This window comes from Edaphobacter bradus, assembly GCF_025685645.1.
Classification (GTDB): domain Bacteria; phylum Acidobacteriota; class Terriglobia; order Terriglobales; family Acidobacteriaceae; genus Edaphobacter; species Edaphobacter bradus.
This window is the reverse complement of the sequence record NZ_JAGSYF010000001.1, coordinates 814740-832659: the sequence shown is the minus strand read 5'-3', so window position 1 is coordinate 832659 and position 17920 is coordinate 814740. Positions and strand designations below refer to the sequence as shown.

14 protein-coding genes are annotated in these 17920 nt (G+C 59.5%); 10 read left to right on the top strand and 4 right to left on the bottom strand.

Features of this window, described 5'->3' with window-relative positions:
• Positions 1–10 precede the first annotated feature (10 nt).
• The 5 genes from OHL16_RS03455 to OHL16_RS03435 all read left to right on the top strand — a co-directional run bounded on the left by OHL16_RS03455 (position 11) and on the right by OHL16_RS03435 (position 8150).
• The gene (locus OHL16_RS03455; protein ID WP_263365667.1) at positions 11–1018 is read left to right on the top strand and encodes an NAD(P)-dependent alcohol dehydrogenase; all 1008 of its coding nucleotides are present in this window, start codon (positions 11–13) and stop codon (positions 1016–1018) included.
• A gap of 75 nt (positions 1019–1093) precedes the next feature.
• On the top strand, positions 1094–3286 hold the full coding sequence (locus tag OHL16_RS03450; protein WP_263365666.1) for a ligand-binding sensor domain-containing protein: 2193 nt from the start codon (positions 1094–1096) through the stop codon (positions 3284–3286).
• A 79-nt stretch (positions 3287–3365) separates the two neighbouring features.
• Positions 3366–4658 carry an ABC transporter permease gene (locus OHL16_RS03445; RefSeq protein ID WP_263365665.1) on the top strand — a complete coding sequence of 431 codons (1293 nt, stop codon included), beginning with the start codon at positions 3366–3368 and terminating at the stop codon, positions 4656–4658.
• Between the two features lie 87 nt (positions 4659–4745).
• On the top strand, positions 4746–5441 hold the full coding sequence (locus tag OHL16_RS03440) for an ABC transporter ATP-binding protein (RefSeq protein WP_396127150.1): 696 nt from the start codon (positions 4746–4748) through the stop codon (positions 5439–5441).
• A gap of 246 nt (positions 5442–5687) precedes the next feature.
• Positions 5688–8150 carry an ATP-dependent Clp protease ATP-binding subunit gene (locus OHL16_RS03435; protein WP_263365663.1) on the top strand — a complete coding sequence of 821 codons (2463 nt, stop codon included), beginning with the start codon at positions 5688–5690 and terminating at the stop codon, positions 8148–8150.
• A gap of 87 nt (positions 8151–8237) precedes the next feature.
• Here the strand turns inward: OHL16_RS03435 and OHL16_RS03430 are convergent, their stop codons facing one another.
• Both OHL16_RS03430 and OHL16_RS03425 read right to left on the bottom strand, forming a co-directional pair.
• Positions 8238–8534, bottom strand: a complete 297-nt coding sequence (locus tag OHL16_RS03430) for a YtxH domain-containing protein (protein ID WP_263365662.1) — start codon at positions 8532–8534, stop codon at positions 8238–8240.
• A 286-nt stretch (positions 8535–8820) separates the two neighbouring features.
• On the bottom strand, positions 8821–9531 hold the full coding sequence (locus tag OHL16_RS03425; RefSeq protein ID WP_263365661.1) for a uracil-DNA glycosylase: 711 nt from the start codon (positions 9529–9531) through the stop codon (positions 8821–8823).
• Positions 9532–9658: 127 nt separating this feature from the next.
• Between OHL16_RS03425 and OHL16_RS03420 the strand changes: the two genes are divergently transcribed.
• From OHL16_RS03420 to lon, 5 genes are all read left to right on the top strand, one after another.
• Positions 9659–10960, top strand: coding sequence for an aldose epimerase family protein (locus tag OHL16_RS03420; protein ID WP_263365660.1), 1302 nt, complete (start codon positions 9659–9661; stop codon positions 10958–10960).
• Between the two features lie 139 nt (positions 10961–11099).
• Positions 11100–12524 carry a trigger factor gene (gene tig / locus OHL16_RS03415; protein WP_263365659.1) on the top strand — a complete coding sequence of 475 codons (1425 nt, stop codon included), beginning with the start codon at positions 11100–11102 and terminating at the stop codon, positions 12522–12524.
• 51 nt (positions 12525–12575) lie between these two features.
• Complete coding sequence (gene clpP / locus OHL16_RS03410; RefSeq protein ID WP_263365658.1) at positions 12576–13166, top strand: ATP-dependent Clp endopeptidase proteolytic subunit ClpP; 591 nt, start codon at positions 12576–12578, stop codon at positions 13164–13166.
• A 171-nt stretch (positions 13167–13337) separates the two neighbouring features.
• Entirely contained in the window at positions 13338–14624 is a 1287-nt protein-coding gene (clpX, locus tag OHL16_RS03405; RefSeq protein WP_263365657.1) for an ATP-dependent Clp protease ATP-binding subunit ClpX, read from the top strand.
• Between the two features lie 259 nt (positions 14625–14883).
• On the top strand, positions 14884–17307 hold the full coding sequence (gene lon, locus OHL16_RS03400) for an endopeptidase La (protein ID WP_263365656.1): 2424 nt from the start codon (positions 14884–14886) through the stop codon (positions 17305–17307).
• Between the two features lie 75 nt (positions 17308–17382).
• On the opposite strand, the gene OHL16_RS03395 is transcribed toward lon, so the two are convergent.
• A complete protein-coding gene (locus OHL16_RS03395) occupies positions 17383–17532 on the bottom strand; it encodes a DUF5670 family protein (protein WP_263365655.1) in 150 nt (49 codons plus the stop codon).
• A gap of 103 nt (positions 17533–17635) precedes the next feature.
• Positions 17636–17917 (bottom strand): MoaD/ThiS family protein, encoded by a 282-nt coding sequence (locus OHL16_RS03390; RefSeq protein ID WP_263365654.1) that lies wholly within the window; start codon positions 17915–17917, stop codon positions 17636–17638.
• Positions 17918–17920: the final 3 nt, after the last annotated feature.

Here is a 17920-nt window from a genome sequence, read left to right as displayed (position 1 = left end):
CTGATTCCTGATGAGTGAGATTCGTGGATTGGCTGTGCATGCGGCCGGTGCGCAGTTGTTGCCGTATAAGTTCGATCCGAGAGAGTTGCAGACGAACGAGGTCGAGATCAAGATCTCGCACTGCGGGGTTTGCCACAGCGATATTCACCTGATCGATAACGACTGGGGTCTAAGCAAGTACCCGTTCATTCCGGGGCATGAGATCGTCGGCGCCATAGTTGCCGTTGGCTCCGGTGTGCGTGACCGCAAGATCGGCGAACGAGTTGGCGTGGGCTGGCAGGCCGACAGCTGCGGCATCTGCGAGTGGTGCCGTCAAGGCGATGAGCACCTGTGCGCTCAAACGCAACCTACTTGCGTCGGGCGAAACGGTGGGTCCGCGGACAATATCCGCGTGAACTCGCGGTTCGCGATTCCCGTTCCGGATGTGCTTGAGAGCGAAAACGTCGCTCCGCTGCTGTGCGGAGGCATCACGGTGTACAGCCCGCTGCGCAATCACGGAGTGCGGCCCTCATCGCGCGTAGGCGTTATCGGAATCGGCGGCCTTGGACACTTTGGTATTCAGTTCGCCAGGGCATTCGGCGCCGAGGTAACGGCGTTCTCTACCTCAAAGGACAAGGAAGACGAGGCGAAAAGGCTGGGAGCGCACAACTTCGTGAATACGAGAGATACGGGCGCTCTGAAGAAAGTGGCGGGGTCGTTGGACTTTCTGCTGTCGACTGTGGGCGCGGATCAGGACTGGCAGGGGTATGTCAACGCTCTGCGGCCGAAGGGGGTGCTGTGCGTGGTGGGCGTGCCGCCTTCGGGGATCAATATTCAGGCGTTTCCGCTGATTTTGGGGCAGAAGGCCGTCTCAGGCAGTAACACCGGAAGCCCTCGGGACCTCCACGAGATGCTCGACGTCGTCGCGCGGCACGGCATCAAGGCAGTCACGGAACGATTCGCAATGGCAAAGGCAAACGATGCCGTTGCGAGGGTCAAGAAGAACCAGGTGCGCTACCGGGTGGTGCTGGCAAACTAGCAGGAAGCAAGGAATGAGAAAAGACCGGGGCTGCGGCTCTCGTCTTTTGTTTGCAGCGTTTAGACTTTGGGAAGAATGATGCGACCGAGATTCGTGACTGGGCTGATTGTGGCGGCTTCCCTACTGTCTGAGATGGCATACGCGCAGGGAACAAAACTGTGGAGCGTCGAGCGTTACGAGCAGATGGAGAAGGGCTCCACCGATGGAGTGGCCATCAGGAGCGATGGACGGCTGGAAGCGGGACCGGCTGAGGCATTGCTCTACGACACGGGCAAGAGCTATGTGTGGTCTCTGACGAGCGACGCCGCCGGCAATGGCTATCTGGGGCTGGGCGGAAGCACAGCGGCCTCTGCCCTGGTGATGCGAGTCACGCCTGACGGAAAGGCTTCGAAGCTTTTTGACAGCAAAGAGCTTGCCGTCCAGTCCTTGCTCGTAGCGCCTGACGGATCCTTGCTGGCAGCCACATCCCCGGACGGAAAGGTCTATCGGATTCCCGCGAGCGGTGGAGCGGCAACGGTACTCTTTGACCCTGCGACGACCGAGGAGAAGCCGAAGTATCTCTGGGACCTGGCCGTCGACAAGGCCGGCGAGGTCTACGTCGCGGTCGGAGCCCCCGCAGTGGTCTACCGGGTTCCTGCCGGAGGAGGCAAGGCCGAGGTCTTCTTCAAGACGGCAGATCAGCATATTCGCTGCCTGCTGATGGGGCAGGACGGAACCATGTGGGTGGGCAGCGACGGCGCTGGAGTTATCTACCGGATCGATACGAAGGCAGAGGGGGCAAAACCGTTCGCCGCCTACGCGGCTCCGCGAAAGGAGATTACTGCTCTTGCGATCGATGCTACGGGGAACGTGTACGCCTCAGGGGTGGGCTCCCGCGGAGCAACTCCCCTTCCGCCGTTGCCTGTAACGGGCACCGTCGGGGTGACGGTGACTTTTGTGCAACCGGGATCATCAACGGCGGCCGGAACGAACTCTCTGGTGCCTGACGGAAGCGAGATCTACCGGATTGCACCGGATGGAACTCCGCAAAAGCTGGTGACGCTGAAGGACGATGTCGTCTATGCACTCGCGACCCGCAATGGCAGCCTGTTTGCCTCAACTGGAAACCGGGGACGAATCTACAGGATTGACCCTGCGATGCCCGGGCAGTTCTCAGATGTAGCCCACCTTGAGGCGTCCCAGGGTATGGCGTTTGCGACTGGGAAGGACGGGCTTCTGGTGGCGACGAGCAATGGTGGCAAGGTCTTCCGGTTGGCGGACGAGTCATCCAGGAATGCGACCTATACCAGCGAGGTGTTTGATGCACAGGGCTTCTCGCGGTGGGGGCGTGTTGAAGTCCGCGCGGGAGCGCCTGGAGCCTACGATCTCTACGTGCGCAGCGGAAACGTGGAGAGCCCACAGATGGGCTGGAGCGAGTGGTCACGCATCTCTCCGAACGGAGCGGTTTCAGCACCTCCGGGAAGATTTGTGCAGTGGAAGGCAGTGCTGCGAACCGGCGGCTCCGTCGATTCGGTCGCGATGAACTACCTGCCGAAGAACGTCGCCCCTGTCGTGGACGAGATCATAGTGCAGGCAGGCGCGCGAGTTGCTGCAGGTGGCGGTCTGCCGCCGACCACAACGGTACAGATCGCGTTCCCTGCAGCGACCACGCCGGCAGTAACCTTTCAGCCGGACGCGAATGCGACTCCATTGACCGCTCAGAAGGACAAGACAGCAGTGACGGCGCGCTGGCAGGCGCACGACGACAACGGCGACGAGATGATATTCGCCGTCTGGTATCGCGGCGTAGGCGAGTCGAACTGGAGATTATTGAAAGACAAGATCACGGACAAATTTCTCAGCTTCGATGCCTCCCTGCTGCCGGATGGGAGCTACGAGCTGAAGGTCGTTGCGAGCGACTCACCGGTGCACACCGACTCCGACGCGTTATCAGGCGACCGGGTTAGCGAGGTGTTTGTGGTCGATACAACACCTCCGGTTCCCGGAGCCTTGAGTGCGACGATGACGGCTGGAAAGATTCACGCCACGCTTGAGGCTCGGGACGCTACCTCGCCCATTGCTCACGCGGAGTACAGCGTCGATGCTGGCCCGTGGCAGTACCTTGAGCCCGTCGGCAAAGTATCGGATTCGCTGACTGAGCGATACGACTTCACAGTGGATGTCCCTCCTGCAGTCGCCCCGGTCGCTGACGCAAGAGAACATGTCCTGGCGGTCAGGGTCTACGACCGGTACGACAACATGGCTGCGGTGAAGGCGATAGTGCGTTGACCTCTATGCGGAGGATCGCAGGTGCCTCGCGCTCCGGCCTCTTCAGCACTCACCCGCGGGTAGTAAGCTTGGACTCGAGATGCGATTCGAACTCTTCATTGCAACGCGTTACCTGAGAGCCAAGCGACGGCAGGCAGTGGTGGGGGTCATCACAGCGATCAGCGTCATTGGCGTGGCGGCAGGTGTGGCCTCCCTGATCATTGCCCTCGCAATCACTAACGGGATGCGGCGCGACCTTCAGGATAGGCTGGTCGGGTCAACCGCACATGTTGATCTGATGCGTGTGGCTGCCGATGGAATACGCGACTGGAGGCCGCTGCTCGATCGGCTGCGGAAGGTTCCGCACGTGACGGCTGCGGCTCCCGGTCTCTACGGGCAGGTTCTGGTCTCACGCGGCGCGCGCAGTGGTGGAGCGCTGATCAAGGGAGTGATTCCCGAAGAAGAGCGCACGGTGAGCGACTTGCTGCAGGCAGTCAAGGGTGGCTCCTCAGCGGCTCTTGAGCCCGCGGCTGTGGGGACGAAGCTGCTGCCAATGTCTACCCACGAAGACCACCCTCAGGGTGGGCAGGCTTTTCAGCCGATGCCCCCCATCGTCATCGGTAGCGATCTTGCGGAGACCCTTGGCGCAAGTGTCGGTGACACTGTGCTGGTCACAAGTCCTCAGGGAGAGCTGACCCCGATGGGCTTGATCCCTCGCTATCAAAGGTGCGATGTCGTGGCCATCTTCAAGTCGGGCTTCTACCAGTACGACTCAAGCTACACGTTCATGCGGCTGGCTGACGCGCAGCGACTGTTCAGCGAGCCCGATCTGATCTCGGTGATCAGCTTCAAGGTCGATGACCTGTACCACGCCGATAGAGTGGGACGTGCAATCGAGGCCGAAGCCGGCAAGGGCTTTCAGACAACGAACTGGATGGAGCAGAACCGAGAGCTCTTCCGCGCCCTGAAGCTGGAGCAAATTGTGACCTTCATCGTCCTGGCCCTGATCGTCTGCGTCGCGGCGCTTAATATCCTGATCGCCCTGACCATGATGGTGATGGAAAAGACGCGCGACATCGCTGTGCTGATGAGCTTCGGCGTGCGTGAGGAACAGGTGCGCAGAATCTTTCTGCTCCAGGGGTTGCTGATCAGCGTGATCGGAACCGTGCTGGGGCTGGTCCTCGGCTACACACTGAGCTGGGTGGGTGGGCACTATCGCTTTATCCATCTGGACGCTGCGGTCTATTCCATCGACTATCTGCCTTTTGCGCCGCGAGTGTGGGATGCGGTGATTGTGGCTGCTGTGTCGTTAGGCGTTAGCTTGATCGCTACGCTGTACCCGAGCGGATCGGCTGCGAAGGTCCTGCCGGCGGAGGCGCTGCGCTATGAATAGGATGGTGACATACGTGGATTGCGGGGTGCGGGCTTGAGCGAAAGAAGCGCCGAATGGGACGACATCAGTTCCCTGCAGCCATTGTCGATGACGACGGCGCGGACGGTCGTACTGCGTGCGGAGGGTTTGACCAAGGTCTACCCGGCTGTGCCCGGTTCGGAGAAAGGCGGGCTTGAGCTCTTTCGTGGACTCAATCTCACGATATACACAGGCGAGATGGTCGCGATCGTCGGAGAGAGCGGCGCGGGCAAGAGCACGCTGCTGCACCTGCTTGCCGCGCTTGACAAGCCCTCAGCCGGCGAGGTCTGGTGCGGTGGCGAACGGCTGAGTTCCTTCACCCGGAAGCAGGCAGCCGACTTTCGCAACCGGGATGTTGGATATGTCTGGCAGTTCCACTACCTGCTGCCGGAGTTCACCGCACTCGAAAACGTCGCTATGCCGTTGCTGGCCAGGGGGATGAAGAAGTCCTCTGCCATTGACCGTGCTCAGTATTGGCTGGGGGAAGTCGGTCTTGGCCAGCGAGCAAAGCACAGGTCCGGCGAGCTGAGCGGAGGGGAGCAGCAGCGCGTATCTCTCGCCAGAGCCTTGGTTACCGAACCGAAGATACTGCTGGCGGACGAGCCTACGGGGGACCTGGATTCGAAGACGGCTGAAGCAGTCTTCGAATTAATCCGGGGCCTGCATCAGGCTCACGGACTCACAAGCGTCATTGTCACGCATAATCTTGACTTTGCAGGGCGTTGCGGGAGAATTTTGCGCCTCCGCGAGGGGCGCTTGGCCTGACAGAAAGCCAGTGCACCTCGTTTAGTGCTAGTTTTGCACAGGCAAAGTCAAAAGTAGTGCTAGGTTAGATCACTACTTTCGCGGTATTACGGAGATGTTGCACGGGCAGCTACACTGTTAATGGGATGGGTGCTTTGCAGGTGGAAGTAGCCCGAAGGGTCTTCGCGAAGTGGCACCGCGGAGATGGTTGTACAAGAGGCGCTCATTGGCCTTCGGGCCAGGAGTGGCCGGTTCGAAAGGGAGAACATGTTCGAACGCTATACAGAAAAGGCACGGCGGGTAATCTTCTTCGCCCGTTACGAGGCCAGTCAGTTCGGGTCACCTTACATTGAGACGGAACACCTGCTGCTGGGACTGCTTAGGGAGGACAAGGCGCTCACCAACCGCTTCCTGCGGTCGCATGCGTCGGTGGAGTCGATCCGCAAGCAGATTGAAGGGCATACAACGATTCGCGAAAAGGTGTCGACGTCGGTCGATCTACCTCTTTCCAATGAGTGCAAGCGCGTACTGGCCTACGCTGCCGAGGAGGCCGAGCGCCTCTCTCACAAGCACATCGGCACCGAGCATCTTCTGCTGGGCCTGCTGCGCGAGGAGAAGTGCTTTGCCGCTGAGATTCTGCAGGAGCGCGGCCTGAGGCTGCCGGCCATCCGTGAGGAGCTGCAGCGGACGACCCAGGAGAAAGCACCTTCCACGCAGAGCAAACAGCGCGGCGAGCAGAGCATGCTGGCGGAGTTCTCCCGCGATCTCACGCAGTCGGCAATGGACCAGCAGCTCGATCCCCTGGTGGGTCGAGACGCCGAAGTCGATCGCGTGGTCCAGATTCTCTGCCGCAGGACGAAGAACAACCCTGTGCTCATTGGCGAACCTGGCGTCGGCAAGACCGCCATCGTCGAAGGGCTGGCCCAGAAGATCGCCGACGGCGAGGTTCCCAGCTTCCTGGCCGACAAGCGAGTCCTGGCACTCGACCTGTCGCTCATCGTGGCCGGAACGAAATACCGTGGTCAGTTTGAAGAGCGTCTCAAGACCATCATGAAGGAGCTGATGGAGAACCAGAACTCCATCGTCTTTATCGATGAGCTGCACACGCTGGTTGGCGCTGGCTCGGCTGAAGGGTCGCTCGACGCAGCCAACATCCTCAAGCCTGCGCTGAGCCGAGGCGAGATCCAGTGCATCGGCGCCACAACGCCGGCTGAATACAGGAAGTCCATCGAGAAGGACCGTTCGCTTGAGCGCCGCTTCCAGGCAGTCAAGGTTCCTCCGCCGACCGAAGAGGACGCAGTCAAGATCATCATGGGGATCAAGGATAAGTACGAGAAGTTTCACGCCGTCAGCTACACTGACGACGCGATCCAGTTCTCGGTCTCGCACTCCAGCCGCTACATCCCCGACCGCTTCCTGCCCGACAAGGCGATCGACCTCATCGACGAAGCCGGTGCACGCGTCAAGCTGCGCCAGACCTCCCTTCCCGAAGAACTGACCGAGGTTCAGAAGCGCATCAAGTTCATAGTGCATCGCATGGAGAACGCCATCGCGAACCACGAGTTCGAGAAGGCGCGCTTCTACTCCGACGAAGAGCGCAAGGAGCGTGAGAACCTCCGCGCCCTCCGCGACAAATACCATCTTGATGACTCTTCGGCTGGCATCGTGACCCGCGAGGACATCGAGGAGGTCGTCAGCCGCTGGACCGGCGTGCCAATCACGTCCCTCAAAGAAGAAGAGACGCAGCGTCTGCTTCGCGTCGAGGAGGAGCTGCACAAGCGCGTGATTTCGCAGGAAAAGGCGATCTCCGCGCTTGCACGTGCCATCCGGCGATCCCGTGCAGGCCTCAAGAGCCCGGCGCGTCCGATCGGGAGCTTCCTCTTCCTCGGACCCACCGGCGTTGGCAAGACCGAGATGGCGCGCACTCTGGCGCAGTTCCTCTTCGGCAGCGAAAAAGCGCTCATCCGCTTTGACATGTCGGAGTTCATGGAGAAGCACTCGGTCAGCAAGCTCATCGGCTCGCCTCCGGGCTACGTTGGCTACGAAGAGGGTGGTCAGCTCACCGAACGCGTCAAGCGCAACCCATACTGTGTCGTGTTGCTCGACGAGATCGAAAAGGCCCACCCCGACGTCTTCAACCTGCTCTTGCAGGTCTTTGAGGATGGTCAACTGACCGACGGCCTTGGAAACACGGTTGACTTCAAGAACACCATCGTCATCATGACCTCGAACATCGGGGCCAAGCACCTGCAGAAGCGCCAGGGGCTCGGCTTCCAGAGCGAGAAAGAAGACATGGTGATGGACAAGATGGAGGAACTCGTAAGGGGTGAGGTCAAGCGCACCTTCAACCCTGAGTTCTTGAACCGTCTCGACGAGATCATCATCTTCACCTCGCTCACCGACCAGGACCTGATGCAGATCCTCGAACTGCTCGTGCAGCAGCTCAACACCAACCTCGTGCACAAGTCGATCACAATCTCGGTGACCGACAGCGCGAAGAAGTGGATCATCGAAAAGACTGCCTCAGACCGTACCTATGGGGCTCGTCCGCTGCGCCGTGCTCTGCAGAAGTACATCGAAGATCCGCTCTCCGAGGCACTCATCGGCGGCGGCATCGCACAACGGCCGGCGTTTCTGGAGGTCTACATGGAGAACAATGCCTTGTTCTATCGGCCGATTTCCTCCGATGGCGAAGAGAAGGTTGCCGGCTTTGCTCTGACAGCCGTGTAACCCTCAACGATCACTTTAACAATGCCCCGGCTATCTATCAACCGGGGCATTTGTTTTTTAGATGAAAAGTCAAGTAGCCGCTGTCTCCTACACCAATGACTGCGCCGACTTCACGGCCCCCGAGACAACGTCGCTCGCCTTGCCGACAACGGACTCAGCTTGACTCCGCGTGCGGTCCAGCGCCTTCTGGGCCTCTTCGCTGAAGCGCTCTGCCTGCTCTTTCAGGTAGTCGCCTGCGCTCTCAAGGTAGTCGCCTGCATCCTCGACACCCCGGCGCAGCCGTCTGCGGGTCTTTGCCCCGCTCTGTGGGGCGTAAAGCAGAGCCATCGCCGCTCCGGCGGCAACTCCGATACCAAAGGCGAGCCAACAATTCTTTGCACTCATGCGATCTACCTCACGATGGATGTCACATTGCTTTGGATTCGATGCAATGGCGATCGGTTGGATTGCATGGAGGCGCTAAGTAAGGGTCTCACTGCGGAACCGCTCCCGATAATAGCTGTCCGTGCCCCGGTCCGCTCAGAAGAAGCCTATATCTTCCCGTGAAAAGTTAGAGTGAATCAGGAGCGTGTGCAATGAAGGACTTTCTGATCGCAGTCACATTTCTGGCCATGGTAATTTCACCCGCGTTTGTGGCACTGAATGTCTTTCGCGACGAAAAGAACAGATTCTAGTCCGAAAGCCCCGCCAATTCCCTTGCCCGTACAAAGATCCGGGTGAACATCGCAGCATCCAGGCGTCCCGTGTTGGTGTTGCGGAGAGAAGGATGGTAGCTGGCGAGCAGATGAACGCCATCCGGCAACTCATAATGCGCTCCGTGGACAAATCTGTAGTCAGACTTCTTCGCAATTACTCCGGTCTCCAGCAGATGCGCCATATATCCATCGAAGGCGATCTTCCCAAGGCATACGACCACGCGGATGCGGCTCAGTGCCTTGATTTCTCTCGCAAGATGGCCAGCGCAGTTGCGGATCTCCTGCGGCGTCGGCTTGTCTCCCGGCGGAGCGCACCGAACAACGGACGCAATCCATGCATGCCGCAGCTTCAGCCCATCATCGCGCGAGACGCCCTCAGGCTGATTGGCAAAGCCCACCTCGTGGAGTACCGGGTACATGAAGTAGCCGGAGCCATCCCCGGTAAACGGCCGACCCGTCCGGTTTGCGCCGTGTGCTCCGGGCGCCAGTCCCAGGATCAGGACGCTCGCTCGCGGGTCGCCGAACCCCGGCACAGGCCGCGCCCAGTAGGTCTGGTCCTGATAGGCCCGCCTCTTCTTCTCGCCGATCCCCTTGCAATACTCTCGGAGTCGCGGACATCGTTCGCACGAGATGATCGAAGAGCGGGCTTTCTGAAGGACGGGAGGAAGCAGATTTGAACGTTTCACTGTATCCGATGATAGAACCAATACGTCCATCCTTACGGTGCCATGCTTCCGGGGCTCCGGTTACGTAAGATTCATTCAACTCCTACAAGGGAATGGGTGTTTTTTGGAAGAGCACAGGATCAGTCGAATGTATGCCGCTCTCGTGAAGCGGTGGTTTCTCCAATTGCCAGACAGGGTTTGGCGCGCAACCCTTATGCGCTCCGGGCTTGTGACTGTCCTGCTATTGGCGCTTGTCCTGTTGGTACTAACGCTCGGTTGGCGCGCACACCAGCATGGCCGCTTTGCAGTGTTGAAGGCCGAGCTGAAGAGGCCTGCTCCGCCTCCACCCATGCCATCTTTTCGCCCTGGTGGCCAGGACCCCATCATTCTCGAGCGCACGCAGGTCGAAGCTGGCACCGCGCCTGAGTTTCTGAAGGCCACGCTGCTGCCTGGTCGAGGAATGGATCTGCTACAGATCACGGCCTATCTCCCTGAGAAGGGTGAAGTTCAACTCCTCGCATCCCCTTCCCTGGAGAGGGCCACGAAGATGTTGAACGATCCAGCCGCCGCGGTGAACTCAGGCAGCCTCTCCCTGGGCGGTCCGTTTGAAGCTCCCTGGGCGGGCCTGATCCGCGGAAGCATAGGGCCGGACGGCGAGACCATGAATGTCTCATGGCAAGGTCACACGGTGAACCTTCCAGCTGGCCGGCACAACGTCGGAGCAGCGACAGCGGCTGGGGGGCTTCTGCTGGGGCAGGCCGCGAGCCGGGCCAATACCAATGTGATGCCAGACGGCGGCGAGGCGCAGGGTGTCTTCGCCGCAGGTGACTTTGATGGCCATTGGCTCTCTCAAACTGAGGTCACGACGACCGTGCAGTTGGATAGCCGGGCCATGGAGATGAAGATCGTCGCTCGCAACACTGGCGACCAACCGGAGCCCATCGGGCTGGGCTGGCGGCCTCAGTTCGCGATCCTGGGCAATCGCGCTTCGGTGAGGCTGCGCTTGCCAAGCGACGTGCGCACTGAGGTGAAGGACCGCAAGTCCGGCCTGCCGACCGGAAAGCTGCTGACCGCAACGCGCGGAGAGTACGACTTCACCCAACCCAACGGCGCGCCGCTCGGCAGCCTTGGCCTGGATGAGACCTTCGTGCATCTCCGGCAGGGATTGCTCGAGAACGGGCCGACCGTGGAAGTGCGCGATCCGGAGAACCACTACGGATTGCGCATCACCACACTCACCTCAACCATCAAGGCATTGCAGGTCTACGCCCCGGCAGACAAGAGCTTTATCTCCATCTCCCCGCAGTTCAACTACGACGATCCCTTTGGCCGGGAGTGGCCCGCGGATGAGGACACAGGCATGGTCACTCTGGCCCCCGGCCAGTCCGCCACGTGGCGCATCCGGCTTGAAATTTTTCCTCTCACAGCAGTGGACAGGTCACACCTCTAGCAGCCCCACGCAGAGTACGACCGTGCAGGTTTGACCCCTCGCAAGTAAGGCCCGTACAGTAGTAAGAGGGCGCAGGCCGCACGGCGAACTCCCGAGCGAGTGCCCCGGCACATTGACGCGCCCCCTGGAAGGCATTGAATTGACTCCGACTGAGACAACAGAGACGAATGGGACTGCTGAACTGCAGTCTGAAGTTGCGCACACCCACGCGCATGATCACGACCACGACCATGGCCATGAGCACCATCATCACGCCGCCCCCTCCCTCAACCCCGAGTTGACCCGCGAGATTGAGGTTGAGGTCGGCGCCGACGAGGTGTCGAAGGCATTCAAATCGGTGGTCAAGCGCTACCAGAAGCTGGCACGCATCCCCGGCTTCCGCGCCGGCAAGGTGCCCGAGTCGCTCGTTCGCACAAAGTTTGCCCGCGAGGTTCGTCAGGAGGTTCTTGAGAGCCTTGTATCGGATCGCTTCCGCAAGGCGATCGACGAGCGCAAGCTGCGCCCGATCTCTGAGCCGCAACTGCTCGACATGCAGTTGAACGACGGCCAGCCTCTGAAGTTCAAGGCTGCGTTTGAGGTCGCTCCCGAACTGAACATCAGCGGCTACGACGCCGTGACGATTGCTAAGCCCGACGTGGCATTGACCGACGAAGAATTCGACGCCGAGCTGAGCCGCGTCCTCGACAGCCATGCCACCGTCGAGCCCGTTCAAGAAGACCGCGCGTTGGTCGATGGCGACTGGGCTGAGATTCAGTTCAGGGGCGAAGTCAAGGACCTTGCCCAGACCGTGACGGAGGAGGGCCTCCAGAACCCGTCGAAGCGCGAGCCTGTCACCGGCGAGGACGTCCTGGTTGAGATCGGCGGCAAGAATACGCTGCCTGCCTTCAACGAGGCGCTGCGCGGCACAAAGCCCGGCCAGGAGCTGAAGTTTGAGGTCGAATATCCCGCCGACTTTGGCGAGCAGCGGCTTGCGGGCCAGACTGTCAGTTACGACGTCACAGTCAAGAGCATCAAGCGCAAGATCTATCCCGAGCGCGACGACGAGTTTGCTAAGCAGCTCGGTAGCTACGAAAGCTGGGACGACTTCGAGACCAAGCTGCGCGAGTATGCTTCGAACCGTAAGAAGAATTCCCTCGAAAGTCAGGCCAAGGACAAGTTGCTGCAGGAGCTTGTGACGAAGTACCAGTTCCCTGTTCCCGAATCGTTTGTGCAGCAGCAGGTGGACGCCAGGCTCGACCGCGGTCTCCGCGCGCTGGCGCAGCAAGGCATGAAGCCTGAGGACATGCGCAAGCTCGACTTTGGCAGCCTGCGCGAAGCACAGCGCGATCAGGCTCTGAACGAGGTCAAGGCTTCGATGATCCTCGACAAAATCGCCGAGGCCGAGAACGTCACGGTTGCCGACGAAGATTTGGATCGCGAGCTGCTGATGCTCTCCATTCAGTCGCGTGAGCCTCTGGAGGCAATGCGCGGCCGCCTTGCCGGCGATGGCAGCCTCGACCGCATCCGTGAGCAGATGCGCCGCGAAAAGACAGCAAGCCTCCTCTACGATAAGCTGGCCTCGTAGAATTCAACTGAGTTCATCCATGCAAACTTGGGACGAGAGAAAGAGAGTGTTATGGGACTAGTACCGATGGTGATCGAGCAGACGAGCCGTGGCGAGCGTGCCTACGACATCTACAGCCGTCTGCTCCGTGACAACATCATTTTTCTGGGAACGCCGATCGACGACAACATCGCGAACGTCATCATTGCGCAGATGCTGTTTCTTAGCGGTGAGGATCCGGAGAAGGACATTCAGCTTTACATCAACTCGCCCGGCGGCTCCATTACGGCTGGCCTGGCGATCTACGACACCATGCAGTACATCAAGAACGATGTCGTCACCTTCTGCATCGGCCAGGCTGCCAGCATGGGAGCCTTCCTGCTGATGGCGGGCAAGAAGGGCAAGCGGTTCGCTCTTCCCAACTCCCGCATCCTCATCCACCAGCCGTCCATGGGGGGGCTGAGTGGCCAGGCGACCGACATCGATATCCACGCTCGCGAGATTCTCCGCATCCGCGAGATCACCAACAAGCTCATGAGCCAGAACACTGGCCAGACGCTTGAGCGCATCGAGCGCGACGTCGAGCGTGACTTCATCATGACGGCCCCGCAGGCCAAGGAGTACGGCATCATCGATGACATCATCGATCGGCCTCGAGTCTGAGCGCTCCTGAGCATATCCTAGAAGCCCGGGCAGTGCCCGGGCTTTTTCCTCATCAATGACCATTTCGATGTACCCCGGTAACCTTGACCGACCGTAGCTTCAAGCCAAACGGGTGTAAAATTTTTAATAGCAGTGCATCTCAGTACTGCGCTGTCAGGAGTCGTCCTATCTATGAAAACGTCCCGGGGCTCAGAAGAATCACTTCGTTGCTCGTTCTGCCATAAGTCGCAGGATGCCGTTGCAAAGCTCATCTCCTCCCCTTCGGACTACCCGCGGGCCTACATTTGTGATGAGTGCGTGGCTGTATGCAACTCCATCCTCGAGGACGACCGCACCGAAACGCAGCCCGGAACAGCTGCCGCTCATCTTCCCAAGCCTCACGAGGTCAAGGCATTCCTCGATGAGTATGTGATCGGGCAGGAAACAACAAAGAAGAAGCTGGCCGTTGCCGTCTACAACCACTACAAGCGCATCCAGATGAACAAGACGCGCGGCAATGACGTTGAGCTCGCAAAGTCGAACATCCTTCTCGTCGGCCCCACCGGCTCCGGCAAGACTCTTCTGGCGCACACCCTGGCCAAGATGCTCGACGTGCCTTTCGCTATCGTCGATGCGACCACACTCACCGAAGCCGGGTATGTGGGCGAAGATGTCGAGAACATTATCCTCAAACTCCTGCAGGCGGCCGACGGCGATGTAGCCCGCGCGCAATGCGGCATCATCTACATCGATGAGATCGACAAGATCGGCCGCAAGGATGAGAACCCGTCCATCACTCGCGACGTCTCTGGCGAAGGCGTACAGCAGGCCCTTCTCAAGATTCTCGAAGGCACCGTCGCCAACGTCCCACCGCAAGGCGGCCGCAAGCACCCGCACCAGGAGTTCACCGCGGTCGATACGACCAACATCCTCTTCATCTGCGGCGGAGCGTTCGTAGGCCTGGAAAAGGTTATTGGGCGCCGTGTCGGCAAAAAGGCCCTTGGCTTCCGCGCAATCTCTGATCCCGACGTTAAGGAAGGCGACGTCACGCCGATCCGGGCTCAGCGAGACTCCGAACTTCTCCGCCAGGCCGAGCCGCAGGACCTGTTGAAGTATGGCCTGATCCCGGAGTTCGTCGGCCGCCTGCCTGTCATGGGCATCCTCGATGAGTTGGACGAGGCCGCGCTCATCGAGATTCTAACCAAGCCCCGCAACGCAATCCTCAAGCAGTACGCCAAACTCTTCGACTTCGAAGGCGTCAAGGTCACCTTCGCCGACGATGCTGCCCGAGCTATCGCCCGCGAAGCGCTTATGCGCAAGGTTGGCGCACGCGGTCTGCGCATGATTATTGAGGAACTGATGCTCGACCTCATGTATCACTTGCCCGGCAACAAGAAGGTTAAGGAGATCACTATCACCGAGGCCATGGTCAAAAACCGTGACCTCACCTTGCCTCTACTCCTCGAAAAGGCTGGTTGAGCAGACGTCTAAGACCTCTCTTCTCACCCGGACTCTCTGTCTCGGGAAGCCCGTTACACGTCCGAATGACCTCACTTTTCCACAGCGGGAATCCGCATAACCCTCCTGTTTTTCCAATGTTGGCAACAAAGCTGCCTCTCCCAAAACCACCACTTTTGAGTACTCGCGCACGGCTTCTCGACGCATTACAATCACATGAAGCCGCAGCCGTCGCTGCTTGCATCGCTAGAGCGTCAAGCGCGTCTAATTGGGGAGAGCAATGACAAATCCGACAAAAGAACAACTGAGCGGCGAAGTTCGCAAGCTTCCCATGATGCCGATCCGCGACATGGTCATCTTTCCATACATGATGACGCCGTTCGTCGTAGGTCGCGAGTCCAGCGTGCGTGCCCTTGAGGAAGCTCTTTCCGGCGATCGCAAGATCTTCCTGGCCACGCAGCACGACGCCTCGATCGACGAACCCAGCGCGGGCGATATCTACGAAACCGGCACCATCGGCAACATCGTCCAGAGCGTCAAGATGCCGGACGGCAACATCAAAGTGCTGGTCGAAGGCGTCGAGCGCGCCCGCGCCACTGAGGTCACCGATGTTGATGGCTTCTTCGTCGCAACTGTCCGCACCGGCCGCACCCATCTTGAGTTGACGCCCGCGGTTGAACAGATCGCCCAGCGCGTGCACTCGCTCTTTGAGCAATACGTCAAGCTGCAGCAGTCGCTGAACTACGAGACCATGGCGGCCAGTGTCCGCGCTGATGAACCAACGAAACTCGCCGACACCATTGCGGCAAACCTCCAGCTCTCCATCGAAGAGAAGCAGCAACTCCTGGAGGTCTTCGATCCCGAGTTGCGCCTCTCGCGTGTCGCTGACGTCCTGGACGTAGCCATTGAGAAGCTCAACATGGACCGCACCATCCAGTCACGCGTCAAGCGGCAGATGGAGAAGGCCCAGAAGGAGTACTACCTCAACGAGAAGATCAAGGCCATCCAGAAGGAGCTTGGACGCGGCGAAAAGTCTGAGTTCGACGAGCTGAAGAAGAAGATCGAATCGGCAGGCATGCCCAAGGATGTGCTCGACAAGTCCCTCCAGGAGCTCAAGAAGCTCGAGGCGATGCCGCCCATGTCCGCCGAGTCGACCGTCTCGCGCAACTACCTCGACTGGCTGCTCGCTGTTCCCTGGAAGAAGCGTTCCAAAGAGATTCGCTCTATCGAGCATGCTGAGACGATCCTCAACCAGGACCACTACGGCTTGGAGAAGATCAAGGAGCGCATTCTCGAGTTTCTTGCTGTCCGTCAGCTCGTCAAGAATCCCAAAGGCTCAATTCTCTGCTTTGTTGGACCTCCGGGCGTCGGCAAGACCTCGCTCGGCATGTCCATCGCGAAGGCCACTGGACGCAAGTTTGTACGCATGTCGCTCGGCGGCGTACGCGACGAGGCTGAGATTCGGGGCCACCGCCGCACCTACATCGGCGCACTCCCCGGCCAGATCATCCAGTCGATGAAGAAGGCCGGAACCAAGAATCCCGTCTTCATGCTCGACGAGATCGACAAGATGGCCTCCGACTTCCGGGGTGACCCCGCCAGTGCCCTGCTCGAAGTCCTCGACCCCGAGCAGAACACCTCGTTCCAGGACCACTACCTCGACGTCGAGTACGACCTCTCGCAGGTGCTCTTCGTAGCCACAGCAAACGTCCTGCACACCATTCCCAGCCCGCTTCAGGACCGCATGGAGATCCTCCGCCTCCATGGCTACACCGAGCTCGAAAAGCTCGAGATCGCCAAGCAGTACCTCGTCAAGAAGCAGCGTGAGGCAACTGGTCTTACAGATGAGCAACTCATCTTCGAAGAAGACTCGATCCGCCAGATTATTCGCTACTACACTCGCGAAGCAGGCGTCCGAAACCTGGAGCGCGAGATCGGCAATGTATGCCGCAAAGTAGCGCGGCGCGTTGTGAAGAACGGACCGAAATATAAAGAGACGGTAACGGCGGAAAATCTCGCTGACCTTCTCGGCGTTCCGAAGTTCCGCGACTCTCAGGTGCACGAGAAGAGCGAGGTTGGTCTCGTTACAGGCCTTGCCTGGACCGAGATGGGCGGCACGATTCTCCAAACTGAGGTCCAGGTCCTGGACGGTAAGGGCAAGCTCACTACCACCGGCCAACTGGGCGATGTGATGCAGGAGTCGGCGCACGCAGCACTCAGCTACGTGCGTTCCAGGGCCCAGCATCTCGGTTTGCCCAAGGACTTCTATCGCAACGTGGACATCCACGTGCATGTCCCTGAAGGCGCCATCCCCAAGGACGGTCCTTCGGCCGGCATCACGCTCGCTACCGGGCTTGCCAGTGCGCTCTCCAAGATCAAAGTGCGGCGCGATATCGCCATGACCGGCGAGATCACCCTGCGCGGTAAAGTGCTTCCCATCGGCGGGCTGAAGGAGAAGCTATTGGCCGCCCATCGTGCCGGCATCTTTGAGGCAATTCTGCCTGAGGAGAATCGCAAAGACCTCGCCGACCTCCCCGATCTGCTGAAGACCGACATGAAGCTGCACTTCGTCGAGGAGATGGATCAAGTTCTCCAAATAGCCCTCGAAGGCAAGCTCCCGGAGCTTCAGCCCGAAACTCCCGAGGGTCTCGCTCCCGTGCTTCCGGCAGTTGGCATCGACATCCAGCCGGTCTCACACCAGTAGCATTCCAACCTGTCCTAAACAATAAGGCTGAGCCTGCACAGGCTCGGCCTTACGTCGTACTTGCGCCCGCCCCATTCAGACCGCCCTCCGCCTGCTGATGAAGTGCATCATCAGCGAGAGAACCGCAAAGAGCAGAAGCAGGTGGATGAGGACGCCGACTGTCTTGATCAAAAGAAAGAAAAATAACCACACGATGACCAGGACAACAGCCAGCCCAAGAAACATCTCGCACCCTCACTTCCCTCGCAACCGATAAGAGCGAACCGCAGTCGTGATGCGTTGCACGCCCATACGGGCACCTCAATATCTGATCCCGCCGGGTTAGCCCTTACGCTGCCCCACCCGCGATCGAGGGGATGAGCATGACCTCATCGCCATCCTGAAAAGAGTACGTCTCTCCACCCAGAAAACGAATGTCTTCATCGTTCACATAGATGTTGATGAAGCGGCGCAGCTTGCCACCCTCATCCTTGATATGCGACCCAAGCGCCGGAAAAGTCCTGTCGATATCCGCAAGCAGCGCAGGCAGATTTTCAGCCGCGGAGTCGAACTGTTTCGTGCCGGCGGTGTGGCGGGTGAAGGCGGTGGGGAACGTTACTTTAATCGACATGTC